The organism is Neobacillus niacini (genome assembly GCF_036961885.1).
Taxonomy (GTDB): Bacteria; Bacillota; Bacilli; order Bacillales; family Cytobacillaceae; genus Neobacillus; species Neobacillus niacini_H.
Window position 1 is genome coordinate 52,221 of the sequence record NZ_JBALNQ010000011.1, and the last position, 19,050, is coordinate 71,270.

Annotated in this window: 14 protein-coding genes and 1 other annotated feature; of the genes, 5 read left to right on the forward strand and 9 right to left on the reverse strand. The window is 39.7% G+C overall.

Annotated elements, in window-relative coordinates:
- Positions 1-214 precede the first annotated feature (214 nt).
- Positions 215-2,845, reverse strand: coding sequence for a LuxR C-terminal-related transcriptional regulator (locus V7124_RS07200; protein ID WP_335487503.1), 2,631 nt, complete (start codon positions 2,843-2,845; stop codon positions 215-217).
- A gap of 320 nt (positions 2,846-3,165) precedes the next feature.
- Here V7124_RS07200 and spoVID point away from each other — a divergent pair, with 320 nt between their 5' ends.
- Positions 3,166-4,233 (forward strand): stage VI sporulation protein D, encoded by a 1,068-nt coding sequence (spoVID, locus tag V7124_RS07205; protein ID WP_335416377.1) that lies wholly within the window; start codon positions 3,166-3,168, stop codon positions 4,231-4,233.
- A gap of 320 nt (positions 4,234-4,553) precedes the next feature.
- Entirely contained in the window at positions 4,554-5,591 is a 1,038-nt protein-coding gene (ysxE, locus tag V7124_RS07210) for a spore coat protein YsxE (RefSeq protein WP_335419000.1), read from the forward strand.
- A gap of 17 nt (positions 5,592-5,608) precedes the next feature.
- On the opposite strand, the gene V7124_RS07215 is transcribed toward ysxE, so the two are convergent.
- Positions 5,609-5,806, reverse strand: coding sequence for a hypothetical protein (locus V7124_RS07215; protein WP_335418998.1), 198 nt, complete (start codon positions 5,804-5,806; stop codon positions 5,609-5,611).
- A 172-nt stretch (positions 5,807-5,978) separates the two neighbouring features.
- Positions 5,979-6,215, forward strand: a binding site (T-box leader).
- 236 nt (positions 6,216-6,451) lie between these two features.
- Between V7124_RS07215 and V7124_RS07220 the strand changes: the two genes are divergently transcribed.
- Complete coding sequence (locus tag V7124_RS07220; protein WP_335487506.1) at positions 6,452-9,094, forward strand: valine--tRNA ligase; 2,643 nt, start codon at positions 6,452-6,454, stop codon at positions 9,092-9,094.
- Positions 9,095-9,118: 24 nt separating this feature from the next.
- On the opposite strand, the gene V7124_RS07225 is transcribed toward V7124_RS07220, so the two are convergent.
- From V7124_RS07225 to V7124_RS07240, 4 genes are read right to left on the reverse strand one after another with little or no spacing between them, the layout of a single operon-like run.
- A complete protein-coding gene (locus tag V7124_RS07225) occupies positions 9,119-9,991 on the reverse strand; it encodes an ATP-grasp domain-containing protein (RefSeq protein WP_335487509.1) in 873 nt (290 codons plus the stop codon).
- Positions 9,988-10,902 (reverse strand): ATP-grasp domain-containing protein, encoded by a 915-nt coding sequence (locus V7124_RS07230; RefSeq protein WP_335487513.1) that lies wholly within the window; start codon positions 10,900-10,902, stop codon positions 9,988-9,990. The genes V7124_RS07225 and V7124_RS07230 overlap by 4 nt, the downstream gene beginning before the upstream one ends.
- Positions 10,899-11,549: an N-formylglutamate amidohydrolase gene (locus V7124_RS07235; protein ID WP_335487516.1), complete on the reverse strand. Its 651-nt coding sequence runs from the start codon at positions 11,547-11,549 to the stop codon at positions 10,899-10,901. Before V7124_RS07235 ends, V7124_RS07230 begins: the two co-directional genes overlap by 4 nt.
- 9 nt (positions 11,550-11,558) lie before the next feature.
- The gene (locus V7124_RS07240; protein WP_335487519.1) at positions 11,559-13,358 is read right to left on the reverse strand and encodes a hypothetical protein; all 1,800 of its coding nucleotides are present in this window, start codon (positions 13,356-13,358) and stop codon (positions 11,559-11,561) included.
- A 103-nt stretch (positions 13,359-13,461) separates the two neighbouring features.
- On the opposite strand from V7124_RS07240, the gene V7124_RS07245 reads away from it, so the two are divergent.
- Complete coding sequence (locus V7124_RS07245; RefSeq protein ID WP_335487522.1) at positions 13,462-14,736, forward strand: bifunctional folylpolyglutamate synthase/dihydrofolate synthase; 1,275 nt, start codon at positions 13,462-13,464, stop codon at positions 14,734-14,736.
- A gap of 129 nt (positions 14,737-14,865) precedes the next feature.
- The gene (locus tag V7124_RS07250; protein ID WP_335487525.1) at positions 14,866-16,584 is read left to right on the forward strand and encodes a sensor domain-containing diguanylate cyclase; all 1,719 of its coding nucleotides are present in this window, start codon (positions 14,866-14,868) and stop codon (positions 16,582-16,584) included.
- A gap of 82 nt (positions 16,585-16,666) precedes the next feature.
- Here V7124_RS07250 and V7124_RS07255 read toward each other — a convergent pair whose 3' ends face one another.
- The 3 genes from V7124_RS07255 to V7124_RS07265 are packed head-to-tail and all read right to left on the reverse strand — an operon-like array spanning position 16,667 to position 18,943.
- Positions 16,667-18,019: a hypothetical protein gene (locus V7124_RS07255; protein WP_335487528.1), complete on the reverse strand. Its 1,353-nt coding sequence runs from the start codon at positions 18,017-18,019 to the stop codon at positions 16,667-16,669.
- Positions 18,019-18,495, reverse strand: coding sequence for a prepilin-type N-terminal cleavage/methylation domain-containing protein (locus V7124_RS07260; protein ID WP_335487532.1), 477 nt, complete (start codon positions 18,493-18,495; stop codon positions 18,019-18,021). Before V7124_RS07260 ends, V7124_RS07255 begins: the two co-directional genes overlap by 1 nt.
- A gap of 7 nt (positions 18,496-18,502) precedes the next feature.
- On the reverse strand, positions 18,503-18,943 hold the full coding sequence (locus V7124_RS07265; protein WP_335487530.1) for a type IV pilus modification PilV family protein: 441 nt from the start codon (positions 18,941-18,943) through the stop codon (positions 18,503-18,505).
- Between the last annotated feature and the right edge of the window lie 107 nt (positions 18,944-19,050).

Genomic DNA, 19,050 nt, shown 5'->3' on the forward strand with positions numbered 1-19,050 from the left:
ATAGGTAATTTTGCTTTCCATAACCGGAAATCTCCGCTTATCATAAGTATCACTGGTTACTGAATTAAGGATATGACTTCTTATAAATAAAAACGAAGACCAGTCGCACTGTGAATTATAGTGTGAATTCAAGTGCGTTATTCTATGTCCTTACAATGTTGCCGCCACTAAAGAAACCCGTTGGCATGAGCCAGAAGCAGGGGGGCAGGGCTTGCTAGAATAAATCGAGTTCCTCTGCTCGGCGGACTGCTGCCCGACGGTTGGTTACCTCAAGTTTGCCATAAATGTTCTTGGTGTGGGACCTTAGTGTGTTTAAGGATACTATGAGTTCACGGGCAATGTCTGGGCCACTCAAGTCGGTTCTGAGCAGCCTTAGTACTTCACGTTCACGTTCACTTAGTCGCTCGCTCAAAACCTGATTGGCAGGCGGTTTATCCTCAGTCTTGTTAAAGAATTTCAGGAGACGGCGGACATAGTTTAGGGAAACCTTCCGTTTTACTGCTACTTCCAGCAGGGCAGCCATTGGTTGTCCTTCGTCCACAAAAATCCGAACATAGCCCTCTTGCTCACCTAGGGACAGGGCACGTTCCAGCGGAACAAGCGCAGCAGGGCTGTCGCCTTTTATTTGGTGAGCAAGTGCCTGCATGATCAAGATTTCGATCGCACTTCCCTTCCTTCCTCCCTCTTCCGCTGCTTGGAGTAGGCGTTCGAGAAGACCCATTGCTTCAAGCATGGAGTGGTCTGCACGTTCGCTCTTATACTTGGCTAGGAGTACCCTGACCAGGGTGATATGCTCAAATTCGTGCATGTAGGAAAGGTCGTCCCGTGCGGACAGGTCCTGCTCCCGTGCCCAGTCAAGGGCTTCACCCAACCTACCCTGTGCCACCCATATCCTTGTCTTCAACGCTGCTATAGGACGTACATTTAGGAAAAAGTCACTTACATACAGCTTCTCTGCCTCGTGGAACAGGTTGAGCGCGCTATCCAAGTTTCCTTCGGCCTCCCGTATTCTAGCCATTGCTACGTACCACCGATAGCGATTTTGGGGGAACCCGGTATGCTCGCCCTGCTCCTTGCTTCTCAGCAGGTGTTGCGTGGCGGTATTCAGATCGTTATGCTCACGGTGGAGTTCACTCATTCCCACGTAAATATCAGCCGTTCCCAGTAGTTCAGGTTCGCCGTACTCTGCTGCAAGTAGTAATCCCCGCTTATAGGTACGCATCGCATCGCGGAGTCGGCCTTGCGCAATCCGTATATCAGCAAGAGCGATTGCACCATTAATTGCGTCAGGGATAGCTCCTGCCAGTTGAACAGTAGCAATACCATCGGCAAACATTCGGTGTGCTTCATCGAGGTCTCCGCTCCTCCAGGATGCGAGTCCCAGGAGCGCAGCTGCCGATCCTCGAGGGAGATGATCATCCTCGGGTACGAGGTCGAGCACAAGCTGGGCGTATTTCACGGTGGCGGGCACATCACCCAGAACCAAAGCTAGTCCGGCACGGAACACAGCAATCGAACCTGGGAGTCGGCGAAATTCCTCTTCGTCCACGACAATCATCTTACCGAGTGGAGCTTCCAGTCGATTGCGCATGCCTGCCGTAGTTTCCAGCCATTTTTCGGCAATTTGCAATCGGTCCTCAACTGCCTCTAGCTTGCCGCCTGCCAGTAACGCACCGGCATACCAAACACAAAGTACAGGTCTACAGTGGACTAGCTCGCTGGGGAGCCCCTTCAACCAGCCCAACACCAGAGCCCACTGTCCACTCCTGCCTATGGCAGGACATGCCATCTCGATCAAGTCCGCAGCCCGTGTGAAATCTTTGGCGGCCAACGCATGGCGGATTGCATCGGCGGGAGATCCATTCTGTTCATACCACTTACTCGCACGCAGGTGCAGCGTAGCAACCTGATCGGGTAAATCTGCTCTCAAATGCGAAGAAAGAACCTCTGCAAAGAGATGATGATAGCGATACCAGTGACGCCTGTCATCCAGTGGGACAATAAAGAAGTTGCCTCGCTCCAAGGAGTCTAACCGAGCGCTGCTTTCTGCCTGACTCGTGACGGCGTCGCACAACGGGCCATGCAAGCGGTCGAGAATGGAGGTCTGAAGTAAGAAGGTTCGGACATAATTGGGCACACGCTGCAGGACCTCTTCGACCAAATAGTCCATAATGTACCGATTGTCCCCAGCAAATGCCCGAATGAATGCAGGAATGTCTTCGCGCCCATGCATCGAGAGTGCTGCCAATTGGAGCCCGGCAATCCAGCCCTCGGTCCGGGTCTCCAGCGCAGTAATTTCGTCGGTCGTGAGATCTAAGCCTATCACTTCATTGAGGAACATGGCTGCTTCGCCAGGAGTAAAGCGCAGGTCGTTGGCACGCAGCTCAGTTAAATGACCCCGGGCACGTAGCCTTCCTAGGGGAAGCTGCGGGTCTTCTCGGGTGGCAATGACCAAGTGCATCTGTGGTGGTAGATGCTCGAGTAGGAAGATAAGTGCATCATCTATACGGTTAGAATCAATTAAATGGTAGTCGTCAAGAACGAGAACGAATTTGTACGGTATAGCTAAAATTTCATTGAGCAGAACGATTAGAATCGATTCAATTGACGGTGGCTGTGGGGATTTGAGCGAACCAACTACGCCTTCTCCAATATTGTCTATAATTGTCTGCAGTGCAGCGACCAGGTGAGTTAAGAAGCGTGCGGCGTCGCCATCTCCTTCATCCAGTGACAGCCATGCGACTGGTCGCTCACAACCGGCGACCCATTCACTGACTAGCGTAGTTTTGCCAAAGCCAGCAGAAGCAGAGATGAGTGTAAGCTTGCGGTTCAGACCCTTATTCAACCGCTCGACAAGGCGCGGTCTTAGTACAACATTAGTCCGTGGCAGGGGGATATATAGTTTAGTGGATAAAATTGGAATATTCATAAATTAATAATAACACGAAAAAAGACTTCGTCACACATATTTCAAGATAATAGACGGCCCCAACCTATGCCTTATATCAATCATGAGAATTTCTCGCGAGATTAATTTAGACCAACCTCCTTAAACTTAAACTTTTTCTCTTCAGAAGGCATTTTTATCATATTTAAAAGTTTTTGTTCATATTGTGTAAGTGACATAGTGATTTTGCGTAAAAGGAAACGAAAGGAGGAGTCGCTTTGTCTCAGGAGAATCAATCGTGCCTGCGATTTTCCTTGGAGGAATCTTTGTGGTTTAGAAAGGGACAGGAAGTAGCTGAACTCGTGTCGATTTCTCTAGACCCGGATATTACTATCCAGGAAAATGATCAATACGTAACCATACGTGGTTCGCTGGAATTAACAGGCGAATATAGAAGTGACGAAGATAGTGCTGAGAATGAGGATGAAAATGTACCGAATCAAAAGTATGTAGAAAGAGTGGATGCACAAGAAGAGGGAATTTGTGAATTCTCACACCGTTTTCCTGTCGATATTACCATTCCAAACAATCGAATTCAAAGCATTTATGATATCGATGTCATTGTAGAGTCATTTGATTATGGATTACCGGAGCGCAGCTGCCTTAAACTAACCGCAGAACTGACCATCAGCGGCTTATATGATTCAACCCAGCAGCAAGATGAAGAAGCTGTGGAAGCTGAGGAGGAGTATGAAGTACTCCATCGCTATCAAGCTAAAGCCAATGAGGATACAGAAGAGGAACAATTTGAGGATACTTTCTTATTTGAGGCCGAAGCCAGAAAGCAGCCTGAAGAAGAAATGATTGAAGCTTTTCCTAAATTTCCAACCTTTTCCTATCAGGAGCCTGAAGAAGAGGTGCAAGAGCCACAACAGCCAGCAGTTTTTGAATTTGCTAGGAGTGAAGTCGGTAAGCCTGAACATGAAATCGCCGAGGAAATGCCAGCCGCACCTATTGCCGAAGAGGTAAAGGAATCTGTCGAACCAAAAGAACCTGTTATGGAAGAGAGTTCTTCTTCCCCAGAAGCACCGCCGAAACAATCAAAAAAGAAGGCAGCAAAAAAGAAATCAATGACACTTACGGAATTCTTTGCCCGCAAGGAAGAAGGTTCTGATCAAGCTAGATTAAAAGTTTGCATTGTTCAAAAGGGTGATACGCTGGATAGTCTTGCTGACCGTTACGATCTTTCCGTCCCAAATCTGCTTAGATATAATAATCTCGAGCTCAACCAAGACGTGTTTGAGGGTCAGGTATTATACGTACCTGTGGCCTTTGCAAAAAAATAACAGCCAAAACAGGGTGAGCGGGGTTACAAAACCTGCTCACATCTTTTTAAGAATAAGACGAGATAAGTTTTTGGAACTTAGTTTACTGTCTAGCTCCAGTGCCCTAGCGGCTAGTGTCCTTCGCTCTCCGCCCTACGATAAGTCAACATCGAATCGCCTTCGGCTCTTCGTGTTTCCTTTATCTCAGTTGGAGCGCTCCACAAGGACCGCATCGGCAGCATAGGCTTCGCACGAAGAAAAAGCGTTAGCTTTTTCGAGGAGGCCATACGCCGCTGAACAGGGCGCTTGCGCTTTTCATTTGAAAGGTAGATGAAATTTTGATGAGTGATTCGAATCAGGTGGATTCACTGGTCCCTATTTTAAATAACTATCAGGTACAACCATATTTTGTTGAGGAACACGGCAATATAAAAAAAGTTTATTCAAATAAAGGAACCTTTGCGCTGAAAAAAATAATCCCAACTGTGGGAACAGATTTCATCCGTCATGTTCAACTTCTCTACCAAAAGGGCTTTAATCGAATTGTGCCTATTTATCCGACAATGGACGGAAGATATGCCGTCCTCCATGATAAATCTCTATATTACCTGATGCCATGGATGCCGAATGAAGTGAAGGAAGACCGCCAACATAAACATCAACAGCTATTTCGCGAATTAGCGAGGCTGCACACGCTATCCGCTAAAGACATCACTGTGAACAAAGAGGAACGGACAGAGCATTATGAGAAAACTATTGAATTACTTGATAAAAAACAGGAGTTTCTAGACGGCTTCATCGATAAATGTGAAAAAAAGGCGTACATGTCACCGTTTGAACTGGTGTATTGCTTGTACTATAACGAAATAAGCCAGGCGCTGCGTTTTTCAAAAACAAAATTCGAGGAATGGTATGAAAAAACAAAGGAAGAAGAAAAAGCACGCATGGTGATTACGCACGGCAAATTATCATCCGAGCATTTTCTATATGACGACAAAGGGTACGGCTATTTTATTAATTTTGAAAATGCCAGCTATGGCTCACCCATTCATGATTTATTGCCATACCTTTCACGATCTTTTAATTCTCAGCCTACACGTAATGATGAAGCGGTTGAGTGGGTTCACCACTATTATAAATATTTTCCCTTTAAAACAGATGAAAAATTGCTATTCTTTAGTTATTTAGCTTTTCCCATTCCTATTATCCAAGTAGTCGAAAAGTATTATAAAAAAGAACAGCCTAAAAATGAGCTGAAATTTGTTCGGATGCTCCAACGCAAATATTGGCATTTAAAGAATTCAGAGTATGTTGTCATGAGGATGACAGAACTCGATGACAAGGAAAAACAGGCAAAAGAAGGAGCCCAGCAGCAGTGAAGATGCTCATTGGGCTCTTAAACAATTTCAAAATAAATTGATACGGCTATGGCTATAAAAACGGTTAATAATAAGACATCAAAAACAGTCGGAATAAACAGGGTCCGGATTAATTGAAAAATCGTGAACGGTAAAATCAGCTGCTCGCATACTCTCCTAGTGGTTATATACCAGGAAGTGTAAGAGTATTTGGTGATGAATTTCCTCCGCTTCATCAAAATCTTCCTCTCCAAAATGGCATTTCTTTTATGTATATTCTTTCTTCCTAGTGAATTCCCCTAATTCCTTAACGTTTTTTTCAAAATGGTATATAATATAAAAAAATTGGTTATCATGATTGACGTCTAGAACCTTTTTTGGGTAGTATAATACATATAATTAATTACATATAAAGCACAGACAGGGAAGAGTACGATGTTCACCTGCTTCAAGAGAGGGAAGCCACTAGCTGAAAGGTTTCCTAAGCAGACACTCGGAAGGTCGCCCTTGAGCTTCTTCTGCGAACGGATGTACAATCCCAATAGTTGAAGACGGATCAAATCCGTTATCAAGTTAAGAGCCAATCTATTTCTTTTGGGTTGGAAAAAAGGTGGTACCGCGAAGCAAACTCCATTCGTCCTTTTAAGACGATTGGGGTTTTTTGTTTGTTTAGAAAAGGGGCGGAGCGCCGCACAAGGTTATCTGTAAATCCAATTTTGAGATAGGTAATTTTTATTTCAATTAAGATAGGGGTAGTATGGCTCTGCTCACACCGCCTTTGCTTTCTTGGATGGTGTACTGCTTGTAGTAGTTGCCCTTTTCACGATTAGATTTATAGGTAGGGCGGATTGCCGCCAATAGATATACAAGGAGGAATTCTAATGGAAACGAAAGAAATTACGATGCCGACGAAGTATGATCCACAGTCGATTGAGCAAGGTCGTTATGATTGGTGGTTAAAAGGAAAGTTTTTTGAAGCACAGAATGCGGAGGGAAAACAGCCTTATACAATCGTTATCCCGCCGCCTAACGTTACAGGTAAGCTACATTTAGGTCATGCTTGGGATACAACACTGCAAGATATTCTTACCCGCATGAAGCGGATGCAGGGATATGATATTCTTTGGCTGCCTGGAATGGATCATGCAGGAATTGCGACCCAGGCAAAAGTAGAAGAAAAGCTCCGCAGCGAAGGAAAAAGCCGGTATGATTTAGGCCGTGAAAAATTTGTTGAGGAAACATGGAAGTGGAAGGAAGAGTATGCTTCCCATATTCGCCAACAATGGTCAAAACTTGGCCTGGGATTAGATTACAGCCGTGAACGTTTCACGCTAGATGAAGGCTTATCTGCAGCTGTTCGTGAAGTATTTGTTACTCTTTATAATAAAGGTCTGATTTACCGAGGCGAATACATTATCAACTGGGATCCATCCACAAAGACTGCATTATCCGACATCGAAGTTATTTATAAAGATGTTCAAGGTGGATTTTATCATATGAAATATCCGCTTGCAGATGGTTCAGGACATATTGAGGTAGCGACGACACGACCTGAAACCATGTTAGGTGATACGGCAGTTGCGGTTCATCCAGAAGATGAGCGCTACAAGCACTTAATCGGCAAAACCGTTATCCTTCCAATCGTTGGCCGTGAAATTCCGATTGTTGGCGACGATTATGTTGATATGGAGTTCGGTTCAGGGGCAGTTAAAATTACTCCAGCACATGACCCGAACGATTTTGAAATCGGGAATCGTCACAATCTTGAGCGTGTTCTTGTTATGAACGAAGACGGTTCGATGAATGATCGAGCTGGCAAATATAAAGGATTGGACCGCTTCGAATGCCGCAAGCAAATTGTTAAGGACCTCCAAGAACAAGGAATTCTATTCAAAATTGAAGAGCATTTACACTCTGTTGGTCATTCAGAGCGTAGTGGTGCAGTAGTCGAGCCGTATTTATCAACACAATGGTTTGTAAAAATGCAGCCACTTGCTAATGAAGCCATTGCCTTGCAAAATAAAGAAAACAAAGTAAATTTTGTTCCTGAGCGGTTTGAAAAAACCTATCTTCACTGGATGGAAAATATCCGTGACTGGTGTATCTCACGCCAGCTTTGGTGGGGTCACCGCATTCCTGCTTGGTACCATAAGGAAACAGGTGAAGTATTTGTTGGTCATGAAGCACCTGCAGATAGTGAAAATTGGGAGCAGGATAAAGACGTATTGGATACGTGGTTCAGTTCTGCCTTATGGCCGTTCTCCACAATGGGCTGGCCAAATGTAGAGGCAGAAGACTTCAAGCGCTTCTTCCCAACCGATGTACTTGTAACTGGTTATGATATTATTTTCTTCTGGGTATCGAGGATGATTTTCCAAAGCCTTGAATTTACAGGAGAGCGACCATTTAAAGATGTTCTCATCCACGGCTTAGTTCGTGATGAACAAGGACGTAAAATGAGTAAATCTCTTGGTAACGGTGTCGACCCAATGGATGTCATCGACAAATACGGTGCCGATGCCCTACGTTACTTCCTTTCTACAGGAAGCTCACCAGGTCAGGATTTACGCTTTAGCTTTGAAAAAGTCGAGTCTACTTGGAACTTTGCAAATAAGATTTGGAATGCCTCTCGTTTTGCATTAATGAATATGGATGGCATGACGTATGATGAAATTGATTTTAGCGGAGAAAAATCTGTTGCTGATAAGTGGATTTTAACTCAGTTAAACGAAACGATTGAGATTGTTACAAAGCTTTCAGAGCGTTACGAATTTGGAGAAGCAGGCCGTGCCTTATACAACTTCATCTGGGATGATTTCTGTGACTGGTATATTGAGATGGCAAAACTTCCGTTATATGGTGATGACGAAGCAGCGAAGAAAACAACGCGCTCGATTCTTGCCTATGTTCTTGATCAGACCATGCGATTATTACATCCGTTTATGCCATTCATTACCGAGGAAATCTGGCAGAACCTTCCACACAGTGGTGAATCGATTACAACTGCAAAGTGGCCTGAAGTAATTCCAGCACATTCAGATGAACAAGCGGCACAAGAAATGAAAATGTTAATGGAAATGATTCGTTCTGTTCGAAATATCCGAGCAGAAGTAAATACACCAATGAGCAAAAAAGTTAAAATGCTTGTAAAGGCGAAGGATGACTCGATTCTGACTGCACTTGAAAAGAATCGTGCCTATATTGAGAAATTCTGTAACCCAGAAGAACTTCAGATTGGAACGAACCTTGAAACACCAGAAAAAGCAATGACAGCAGTCATCACAGGGGTGGAAATTTATCTTCCGTTAGAAGGTTTAATTAACATTGACGAAGAAATTGCCCGCCTCGCAAAAGAATACGATAAATTAACAAAAGAAGTAGAAAGAGTCGAAAAGAAACTGAACAACGAAGGTTTTATGAAAAAGGCGCCTGAAAATGTTATTATCGAAGAACGTGCAAAAGAACAAGACTATCGTGAAAAAAGAGCCTTGGTTGAAGCTCGCATCAAGGAATTAAGAGGATAAAAAAGTAGGGGTAGCGACATAACGCTACCCCATTTTCATTGCTTTATTGATATGCTCAACATATAACCTTGCAGCATTGACTTCCGAGGTTGAATAAAGGGAGCGACAGCCTACAACATCCTCAATTTCATTAAAAATAAGCTCATTGTCCTTACTTAATAAGAAGTCGATACCGATAAAATCAGCTTGAAGGTTTGAGATGATTTTTTTTACGATAGTGATTTCGGTATATGTTAAATGGTAAGGGCTAATTTGACCACCTAATGTATAATTCGCTTTAAAAGAGGTGGTTGATTCTCGTAAAACAGCACCGATGATGTTCGTGCCGATTACAAACACGCGTAAATCTTTCCCAGGGTTGTCAGAGAACTCCTGTAAAATAAATCTTTTATTAGGAAAATCAAGAAAGATACTTCTAATTTCTGCACTTGAATGAACAAGATAGACTTCATTTCCACCATGGCCATCCACTTGTTTTAATACCATTGGAAAACTTGAAGGTAGATTCTTAGGATTAAAATTTTCGTTGGAAAGAAAATAAGTGTCTAAGCTTTTTATGCCTAATTGAGTGACGTACTGTTGGGTAAGTGCTTTATCATTACAAACATGTGAAACGAAAGAAGAATTAAAGCAGCGAATTCCACAGTATTCAAACTGCTTTGAAAGTAAGGGATTAATCGTCCTCACAATTGCAAAACGGATGTTAGCTACATCTAATTTTGGATGTGAGAGATACGGCTGATTTTGTTTAATGCCGAGGATTAGATCCTCTTCAAAAACTAGTGCTAAATTTATACCGATTAAAGCTGCTTCTTCAGTAAGCATCCGAATAAAACCTTCATTTTTAGCAGCATTATCCTTCTTATAAACTAGCCATCCATTTAACTGCCCACTCATTTTTCTCCCACCTGCAAGTGATCCAGGACAAAATCAATCATGTAATCAGCGACCCACACTCCTGTACAATCATAAATATTTCTTAAATGTGCATTGGAATTTACTTCGCAAATAATCGGTTCCTCATTTTCACCAAAAAGAATATCAATACCCGAAAAATAAGTACCCATAATTTGTGAACATTTTACAGCCAATTCAATTTGAGCATCTGTGGGTTCGTAGGTATACATCTTTCCGCCATTTGTGACATTCGCACGGAAATCAGTTTCTGACTTTCTATACATAGTTGCAACAGCCTTGTCATTGACCACATTGATTCGAATGTCTCTGCCAAAGCTCGTATCGATAAATTTTTGAAATAAATAACTGATCCCAGAAAGCTCGTCCACTTTTTCAAAAAATTCTCGTTCATTGTTAATCAAATAAACCTTCATTCCAAAGGACCCATGTACTTCTTTAATAATCATGGGAAAGCCCAATCTTTTCATGACATAGTCATAATAACTGCGATCCTTTAGTTCAAAACCTTTATATACCTTTGGGGCAATGATCGTCTCTGGAATCGGAAGTCCGTGGTTAGCCAATGTTTGGTACATGACCGCCTTATTATCGCAGCGTTCAATCGCAGAGATGGGATTATAGACAGGAATACCTAGTTTTTCTAAGTGCTTGCCCAACAATAAATCTTTATCTAAAAAAATCACAAAGTCAGGTTTCTTAATCTGGGACTGTCCATTTAAAGTGAGATTGCCGTCGATAATCTCCATAATCAGCTCATGATTTTTGTATATCGTACAAGAGATATTTCTTTTTTCAGCACTCATTTTGATCATTTCTGCCTGGTCAATAAATTTTGGAGATGTCAGACTTCCATTATAAACGATCCAGCAGGAAATTTGGTTTCTACTCATGGTGTCCTCCTCAGTTGCTTAATGCTAGCTTCAAGTGAATCAAGTACAGCAAAAATTTGATGGTTCGTTGAATTTACATCGAGGAGCCGCCAATTTACTTCGATTTGAATGCAAGGTATTCTTACAGATCGAGAGACATCGGAAGAAACGGTATTTTTAAACCCTCCTGTAAAATGTTCATCCACAATAACGGGATGAATCATATGACTTTCAAACGTTTCACGTAACACATTGGCATAGTGGTCATCCATGAATACGTTTTTGCCGGAGCCAGTCCCGATTTCAATGGCAGCCGGACGCTTATTTGCCATGATATGTAAATCAATAAGGAAGGAAATTTTATGTTTTTTAATAAGTTCCTTTACTTTTTCTTTATAAGGATGAATTTCATCAAAATTTGGATCACTGTTATCATTTTTTGTTTTTGTAATCGAGTAACAGTTTAGCCGCTCTTGCAAAAGTGCAGCGATCACGCCGGTCATAAATTCCCCTTGTTTCACATTCTTATTCCGATAATGAGTCACACTATGTGGAGCAGAAATTAATATTGGAAGTTGTCCGTGAATAATTTCAAAAGTATCAGACCCTGGGAAGTTTTCTTCCCTATATTTCATTTCCAAGTTTATGATTCTTTTTGTGAGGTTCATACTTTCCTCCTAAATTTTTGGGATTTTTTCACGAACTGGTGACAAGGTAATATAACTGGAAATCGGGATGATGATAACCATCATGAGAATTTTCAGCCACAAATCATCTATTTTTAGGGAATAAATCGTAAAGATGGTAGCAAGAATGGGCAGAAATTGTGTATTCCAATTTTTCCTGAATAGAAATTTCAAATCTCGTTCAACTGTACATATCTTTCCAATTTGCTTGATCCCTAGTTTGTGCCGTAAATGGGCAGGAATTCCAATGGAAATATTAATGGTACTTTCATTGCAAATAATATTAGTCTCTTTAATTAATTGTGTTGAGTCAAGTTCTAGTACTGGGACAGTAATGAACCGTCCTCGGTAAGCGAGTTGAATTAAATCATTTTCAGCTACACCTAGTACACTCATGACACTTTTAGATATGCGAACAATATTGCTGGACTCATCCGTACTGTATGGACGAATCACCTTTAATTTAAGTGAAGAAGGTCGAATCGACCAATGCAAAAAAAACTGAAAAGGTCTTTTTAATATATTTAGCTGTTTTCTGTTCCGTTTTAAGGGAAGCGGATAAATCACGGCTCGATTATAGCCCACATTCTGAAGAATCTTTTTAGCTTTCAATTTTTCTTCATATGTATCGATTTGATGGACTCTTCCTTTGGAATAATGGGTATTTAGAAATTCCACTTGTTCCTGATTTAAGACTGAATCATTTTTGAACAGTTGAAAATAAAACGGTGGCAATGTATCAGGTGGATGCTCAAAGTCTAGAAATTCACGTTGTAAATAACTCATTCTGATTGTTCCAGGAGCAAGGGAACTACCTACTATTATTTCTGAACGTGTAATGTCTATCGAAGCGGAAGTTGCTCTATTGACAACTTCATAATGTTCAGCACCCATTTCTTCCACTAATTGATAGATATCCTCAGAAACGGTTATATTCCCATCTGCAAGTTTACTAACGTCTTGAATTTGGATTTTTTGAGATATGATTTTCTTTACAGGATGGATGACAATCTTAGCCTGTAACCACAACTCTAATTTATTCTTAATAGAAGGGCTGGCAATGATTTCATCGACCGGAATCTTACTAGAACTTTTCACATTCGCAACAGAATATTTATAGTTAAATGGATTATAAATAACAGCAAAGTCGTTTTCCTGCAAATCATTTTGAAGCATAAAAGTCGGATGGAGTTCGACGCGATTATAGGGAATATTTTGCCTGACATTGTGTTCGCTTAGCGCTAGAATCCTGCTTTCCTTGTGTTCTGATGATAATTTAGTATGTACCTGCAGGAAACTCGTAAGAAAAGAGAAAAAGTTCGTTAGATTCACATTTTGCCCAATGGTAAACAAGGTGGTAAGTCTACTAATTGGGTATTCTTGTACATCTTCCTGGTTAACCATATACTGGAGATTTTCAAACGAAAATGAACGAGTTAGAAACGAGTAGATGCTTTCATTTTCGGTTGAAATGGTAATCTTATCTGAATCATTCGAAAGATTAAGGAGTAATACCGAAACAATCTTGTGATCGTCTATATATTTTCGTATTTTAGTAGGATCTAATGAATTTGCCGCCATTGCATGGGTATGGTAGAGCTTATGAAGCAAGCTGCACCACATTTTAGCTCGATTTTTGTTTTGTGGGTCATTTACGATGAATAAAACAGAATTCTCCCCTCTAAATGTTTTTCTCCTAAATGGAAGAAATTCAAGTTTTGATTTCGGCCTTTTTTCATAAACAATTAATCGATTTATATGATGTTCTGGAGTCCGATTACGATTGTACATTCTTTCACCTGCAAATGGTTTGATTTATAATATAAATTATATTAATATTCTAGCGGTAAAATCTAGAGGTGACAATAAGAAAGCCTAGTTAGGGGTTTAACATATGACAAAAGGAATGGATAGATTTACTAGGAAATTAGGATTAACTATTAAAAAGGAGATAAATTTAGGGTTGGGGAGGATGTTGGAGGTTTTAGACCTTATTGGAAATCCGCAGAGAGATCTCAAGGCTGTCCATATTGCTGGAACAAATGGAAAAGGTTCGACACTTCAGTTTCTAAGAAATATTGTAAGGGAGGCGGGCTACTCTGTAGGTACCTTTACCTCACCCTATATCCTTAATGTGAATGATCAAATTTCTACTAATTCAGGAGCGATTACCGATCAACAATTAGAAGAAACCCTGCTGTACTTATACACTATCGCTGGGGAAAAAATAGAAGAATTAACGGAGTTTGAACTGTTAACTGTTTTAGCTATTGTTTATTTTAGCAGAATCTCCAAGCAGGATATGATCATCTTTGAGACGGGGATGGGTGGACTAACAGATTCTACCAATGTTATTAACCCTATTCTCACCATTATCACAACCATTAGCCTAGAGCATACTGGTTTTCTTGGTGATACAATTGAAAAAATATCCTATCAAAAAGCAGGAATCATAAAGGGTGGAATTCCTTGTATTACGGGAGTGAAAAATCCGGAGGCTTTAAATGTCATCAAAAGCTATGCAGCGATGAAGAAAGCAAGGGTATATGCAGTAAACGAAGATTTTTCAGTTACGCATGATGGTCATCAGCTATCCGTGGAGACAGCCGAAAATCAATATAATCATCTTAGGATTGGGTTAAAAGGCCCGCATCAAAAAGAAAATGGTTCTTTGGCGATTAAGGCAGCAGAGTTGTTACAACAGAACGATTATCTAAACATAACAAAGAATCATATTGAAAAAGGGATTAAAAACACATTTTTTCCAGGAAGGTTTGAAGTCATTTCTGAAAACCCATTGATAATCCTTGACGGAGCACATAATCCTGATGCTATCTACCAATTGATAGAGACAATAAAAGAGGAATATCCAAACCGGAGGTATCATTTTATTTTTGGTGCTTTAAAGGATAAGAATACAAAATTAATGATTGAAATGATTGAACAAATTGCTCATAAGATTACGTTTATTCATTTTAACTTCGCTCGTGCTGCCTCCGCTGAAAGGTTAGCCAGTCAAAGTACTTTAGATAATATTGAAATTTGGACAGAGCTGGGGCATGGGTTTGTAAATGAACTTAGAAGTCAACAGGATGAGATCATTATTATTACGGGGTCGCTCTATTTACTATCAGAGATTAAATCAAACTTAGGAAGAAATTCATTATAATCATGGGTGTAATTGCCTTTTCTGTGAATTGTTAGAAAAGTGAAAGATTTTACTATGACAAGCTAAAGTATATTTGGTAAAATGAATACATCTTGAATTCTAACTATTAAAGTGGGGAGGAGGAGTAGAATGGTAGTAAATGCACGTACGAAAAAAGTAATAGTTCTCATATGGCTGTTAATCGTCCCTGCTGGGATGTGGTTTACTTACCATACCTATCCTCCTAATGTCTCTGGCCGTTGGTTAGATCTAATTGCCTTTTTACTGTTAACATCAGTGGTTGCCTCGATGCCAATGGTAATTAATAATACTCCGATTTTTTTAATACAATGGGTATCGATAGCTACCTTTTTAAGCTTCGGATTGTTTGTCGAAATCGTTTTTGCTCAGGCGGCAGTGATTGTACTCCTGCTTAAATTGAGAATTCAGAAAGAACAATTATTTCGATTACCGTTGAATTTTATTATGTTCTTCCTCGTTTCATTTATAAGTGGTGCTGTATATTACTTACTCGGAGGTAAGACAGGACCAGAATTGATTAATAATCCTAGTGCAATTTGGCTTGCAACGGTATATGCATTCTTAAATTACTTTTTAAATCAGGTTATCCTTTCAGTTTATCTCTATTTTATATATAAAAGTAAGGAATCCTATTTTGGAAAGGATTTCATTGTTGAAACGATCACTACCATCATTACTTTACCGCTTGGAATGGTCTTGTACATGCTTTATAACCAAGGTGGAATATTACCGCTGTTATTAGTAGGAATTCCTTTCGTCAGTTTATCAATCATCTTCAAACTTTATTATTCTAGTGAACAGGTGAACGAATATTTGCAACAAGCGGCCGAAATTGGGCATCAAATGGCAGAGCGACTTGAAGTAAACGGTGTTATTGACCTCTTTATTCGAAAGCTAAGTGAAATGCTGCCGGTTGATTATGCCTATATTTTTGAAGTAGTAAATGAGGACGAGCTTCAATTAACTCGGCGCATTGAGGGCGGGTGTAAGGAATTACCTGCGAACATGCCTAGGATAAAAAAGAGTGAAGGAATTAGCGGTTTTGTTTGGTCAAAAGGTAAAGCACATTTATACTCTACCGGAAAGCATTGGAAACGATACTCAGAGGGGTATATCCCTGACGAATCCGAAAGTATCCTAGCGGTCCCAATTGTTAGAAACAAAAGGGTAATCGGTGTGGTCATGCTCGCTTCTAAGCGGAAACGCGCCTATGAAAAATATCAGTTAATGATCGTTGATATACTTTGTTCTTATTTTGCAGTCGCCATGGAAAATGCAAAGCACTATGAAATTACTAAGATACAAAGCGAACACTGCGCCTTAACCAAAATATATAACTATCGTTACTTCGAAAAAATATTAACAGAAGAATTCAATAAATTATTCCATTTTGAGCGAAAAGTATTATCGTTAATCATCCTTGATATCGACCATTTTAAAGCAGTCAACGATACGTACGGGCACCAAAGTGGAAACGAAATCCTTATCGAACTTGCAGATAGGCTCAGTAAAATAGTGGGCTCACGCGGAACTGTAGCCCGTTACGGTGGCGAGGAATTTGTCATCTTGTTGCCAGATATGAATAAAAAGGAAGCTTATCAATTGGCGGAGCTCATTAGACAAGCGATTGCCAACTGGCCGTTCACTTTACAGCAATCATTAGAACTAACACAGCATCAGGTGAAAATCACCGCATCCATCGGTGTTGCGACAGCACCAGAAGATGCAGAAGATCCACTTGCACTAGTTCGACATGCGGACAGAGCGTTGTATATTGGGGCGAAAAGGGCTGGGCGGAATCGGGTGGCGGAGTATTCGTCGTGCTAACAAAAGTGGGCTAGGAGAAGTAAATATAAAAAGGTGAAAGACTTTAGTGTTTATGAGCACTAGTTTCTTTCACCTTTATTTATTAATTATAAGTAACATCATTTATTACTGCATTTGTTAAGGTACCCCATTCAATACTGTTTAATGTAGAGGCTTCGTCAAAGGTATTTCCACACATTGTCTTTAACCAATCTTTATCAGTATCCTCCGTTACATAATAGATATTAGGAGACACTTTTACAGCAGCAGGTGTAGAAAAATTATAAACCTTACCCTTAATGATAAGACCATATTGTTGAGCTATGTTTAAAGCATCTTTTACTTTTAAATCTCCATTAACACACATTCTAGAGCCACTAAGAATGTTTAAATTCCCATTAATTTTAGAAATAGTATTACTAGTAATTTCGGTTGGATTTCTTGTTCCACGGATAAATACTTTAGAACTGTTTGCTAAGTCGAGGTGACCATTGATATCAAGCAGCCCGCCAACATAAAAACTAGTATGATCAGTATTTTGAACATTACTTCCAATGGTGAAGTTATTTTTCGTTTCTACAACCACATCTTTTGAATTATTAAAGTTTGAACCCATTTGCAGTGAAATAGCGTACATTTCTAATCCTGCTCTATTGTTAAGATTACCAGTAAAATTTAAACCAACTGTTGAATAAACTTTCTCAACATTTACATCATTATTTTCGGTGTAAGTCTTGATTCCACCAACTGGCTTATCAATTATTACATCTGCACAGATGATATTATTATTCGTATTACCATTGTTCCCATTACCATTATTCCCATTACTTTGGCCAATATTGGCAAATGATAATGGATTCGTGCATTCAACTGCAACCGCAACATCTGGTCTTGTTACTTGTCCAAAAGTAATTTCAGGGGCAGTTGCATCATCTGCTTTTATTATATTTATACTACCAAGATTGTTAATTGCCATTTCTACAAAAAGTGTACTAACAGTATCCTCAGTACTACTAGGATTAATTTTGGTACCCGTTACATTAACTCTTATTTTCAACAAATTTCCGATAGCTATAATATCAATCTTATCATCATCCTTAACATAGGAGTAAGAGGAGTTTGTATCTATGTGTTCGGGTGTAATATTCTTAATTCCATTTTTCAGTGATGTTTTCATGTAATCTACTACTTGTGATACGGTTGTTAGTTCTTTCCTCGCTACTTTTCCCTCAATATCAATTTTCGTATTTTTAAAGATATCTTGTATGGCAACATCCAAATAGGATACTCCCATTTCAGCTAAAGCTACTGATTGAGATGTTTTCTCTACTTTTTGAGTCTGCTTAAGGCTACTAAAAGCCATCGCGGTGAAGGTGAAACCTAAAACAGTAAAGACTGTAATAATAAGCATTACAGTAATGAGAGCATATCCTTGTTCTTGCTTTGAACTATTCACTAATATCCAACTCCCTTCATTCGATAAAGGTAAGTACTTGTAGTTACTTTGTTAGTAGAATCATTATTGTCTTTAACAGTAATTGTGAGGCTAACATCATTCTTATTTGGATCTATTTTATTCGGTTCAGGATCATCTGCTTTTTTATTCTTAATATCTGTAGTAAATTCAAAGCACATCTGAGAATGCGTGAAGGTTTGAGTTTGTTTTTCTGTGTTACTAATATCTGTGGTAACAGTTATCTCACAATTATTTGTTCCAGTGCTGGTGATCTCATATTTATTTTCTCCGCGATGAACTGTTGTAAGATTGGAAATGATAATATTGGATTCTTGTATCATAACGTTTTTTGAAGTTTCCTTTTTTGAAAAATTAAGACCTTGGAAGAAAATACTCCAAATGATGATACTGACAATTGAGAGTATTGTTAAGGTAGCTAAAACCTCTACTAGTGTTAAGCCACGTTCATCATGCATCAAATGCTCATCTCCTAATTTTTACATAGCCGTATGTTTCACTTACGACTGTATCTGGTTTTTCAATGTTATATAGTTTTACAACAATTAGATGTGCATTATAAATGTCTGATTTTTTACTGAAGTTTTTATTAACATCAACTCTTACTATAAAATCCCCATTTACATATTCAAAATTATAAACGTTGCCAGTAATTTGTTTGAATTCTGGAATAACAGATACATCTGGGGTATCAAAAAAAAGCTTTAATCTATCATTATCATTTTGCCATTTTAGAAGAACTTCTTTTGCTGTGTTTATTCCCTGGGTCTTCATTTTGTTGTAGTTATTCATCATTCCCATTTGTGGAAAGATGTTCATTAATGTAATTAAAACTATAGACAAAAGAGTAATCGATGCTAAAACCTCTACTAAGGTAACACCTTTCTCACCCTTCAATATCTCCATATATTCCAGTCCCTTCTGGGCAGAAAAAGTATATTCAATTTATTTTTAGAAAAAAACAACAAATTTCAATGAGTATGACTATAAATGTTTTCTAGCTTCTTTTAAAC

Excerpts from the sequence above, each read along its gene's own strand:
- ysxE (WP_335419000.1), top strand. The coding sequence starts at position 4,554 with ATGAGTGATTCGAATCAGGTGGATTCACTGGTCCCTATTTTAAATAAC.
- V7124_RS07215 (WP_335418998.1), bottom strand. The coding sequence starts at position 5,806 with ATGAAGCGGAGGAAATTCATCACCAAATACTCTTACACTTCCTGGTAT.
- V7124_RS07220 (WP_335487506.1), top strand. The coding sequence starts at position 6,452 with ATGGAAACGAAAGAAATTACGATGCCGACGAAGTATGATCCACAGTCG.
- V7124_RS07225 (WP_335487509.1), bottom strand. The coding sequence starts at position 9,991 with ATGAGTGGGCAGTTAAATGGATGGCTAGTTTATAAGAAGGATAATGCT.
- V7124_RS07230 (WP_335487513.1), bottom strand. The coding sequence starts at position 10,902 with ATGAGTAGAAACCAAATTTCCTGCTGGATCGTTTATAATGGAAGTCTG.
- V7124_RS07235 (WP_335487516.1), bottom strand. The coding sequence starts at position 11,549 with ATGAACCTCACAAAAAGAATCATAAACTTGGAAATGAAATATAGGGAA.
- V7124_RS07240 (WP_335487519.1), bottom strand. The coding sequence starts at position 13,358 with ATGTACAATCGTAATCGGACTCCAGAACATCATATAAATCGATTAATT.
- V7124_RS07245 (WP_335487522.1), top strand. The coding sequence starts at position 13,462 with ATGACAAAAGGAATGGATAGATTTACTAGGAAATTAGGATTAACTATT.
- V7124_RS07250 (WP_335487525.1), top strand. The coding sequence starts at position 14,866 with ATGGTAGTAAATGCACGTACGAAAAAAGTAATAGTTCTCATATGGCTG.
- V7124_RS07260 (WP_335487532.1), bottom strand. The coding sequence starts at position 18,495 with ATGCATGATGAACGTGGCTTAACACTAGTAGAGGTTTTAGCTACCTTA.
- V7124_RS07265 (WP_335487530.1), bottom strand. The coding sequence starts at position 18,943 with ATGGAGATATTGAAGGGTGAGAAAGGTGTTACCTTAGTAGAGGTTTTA.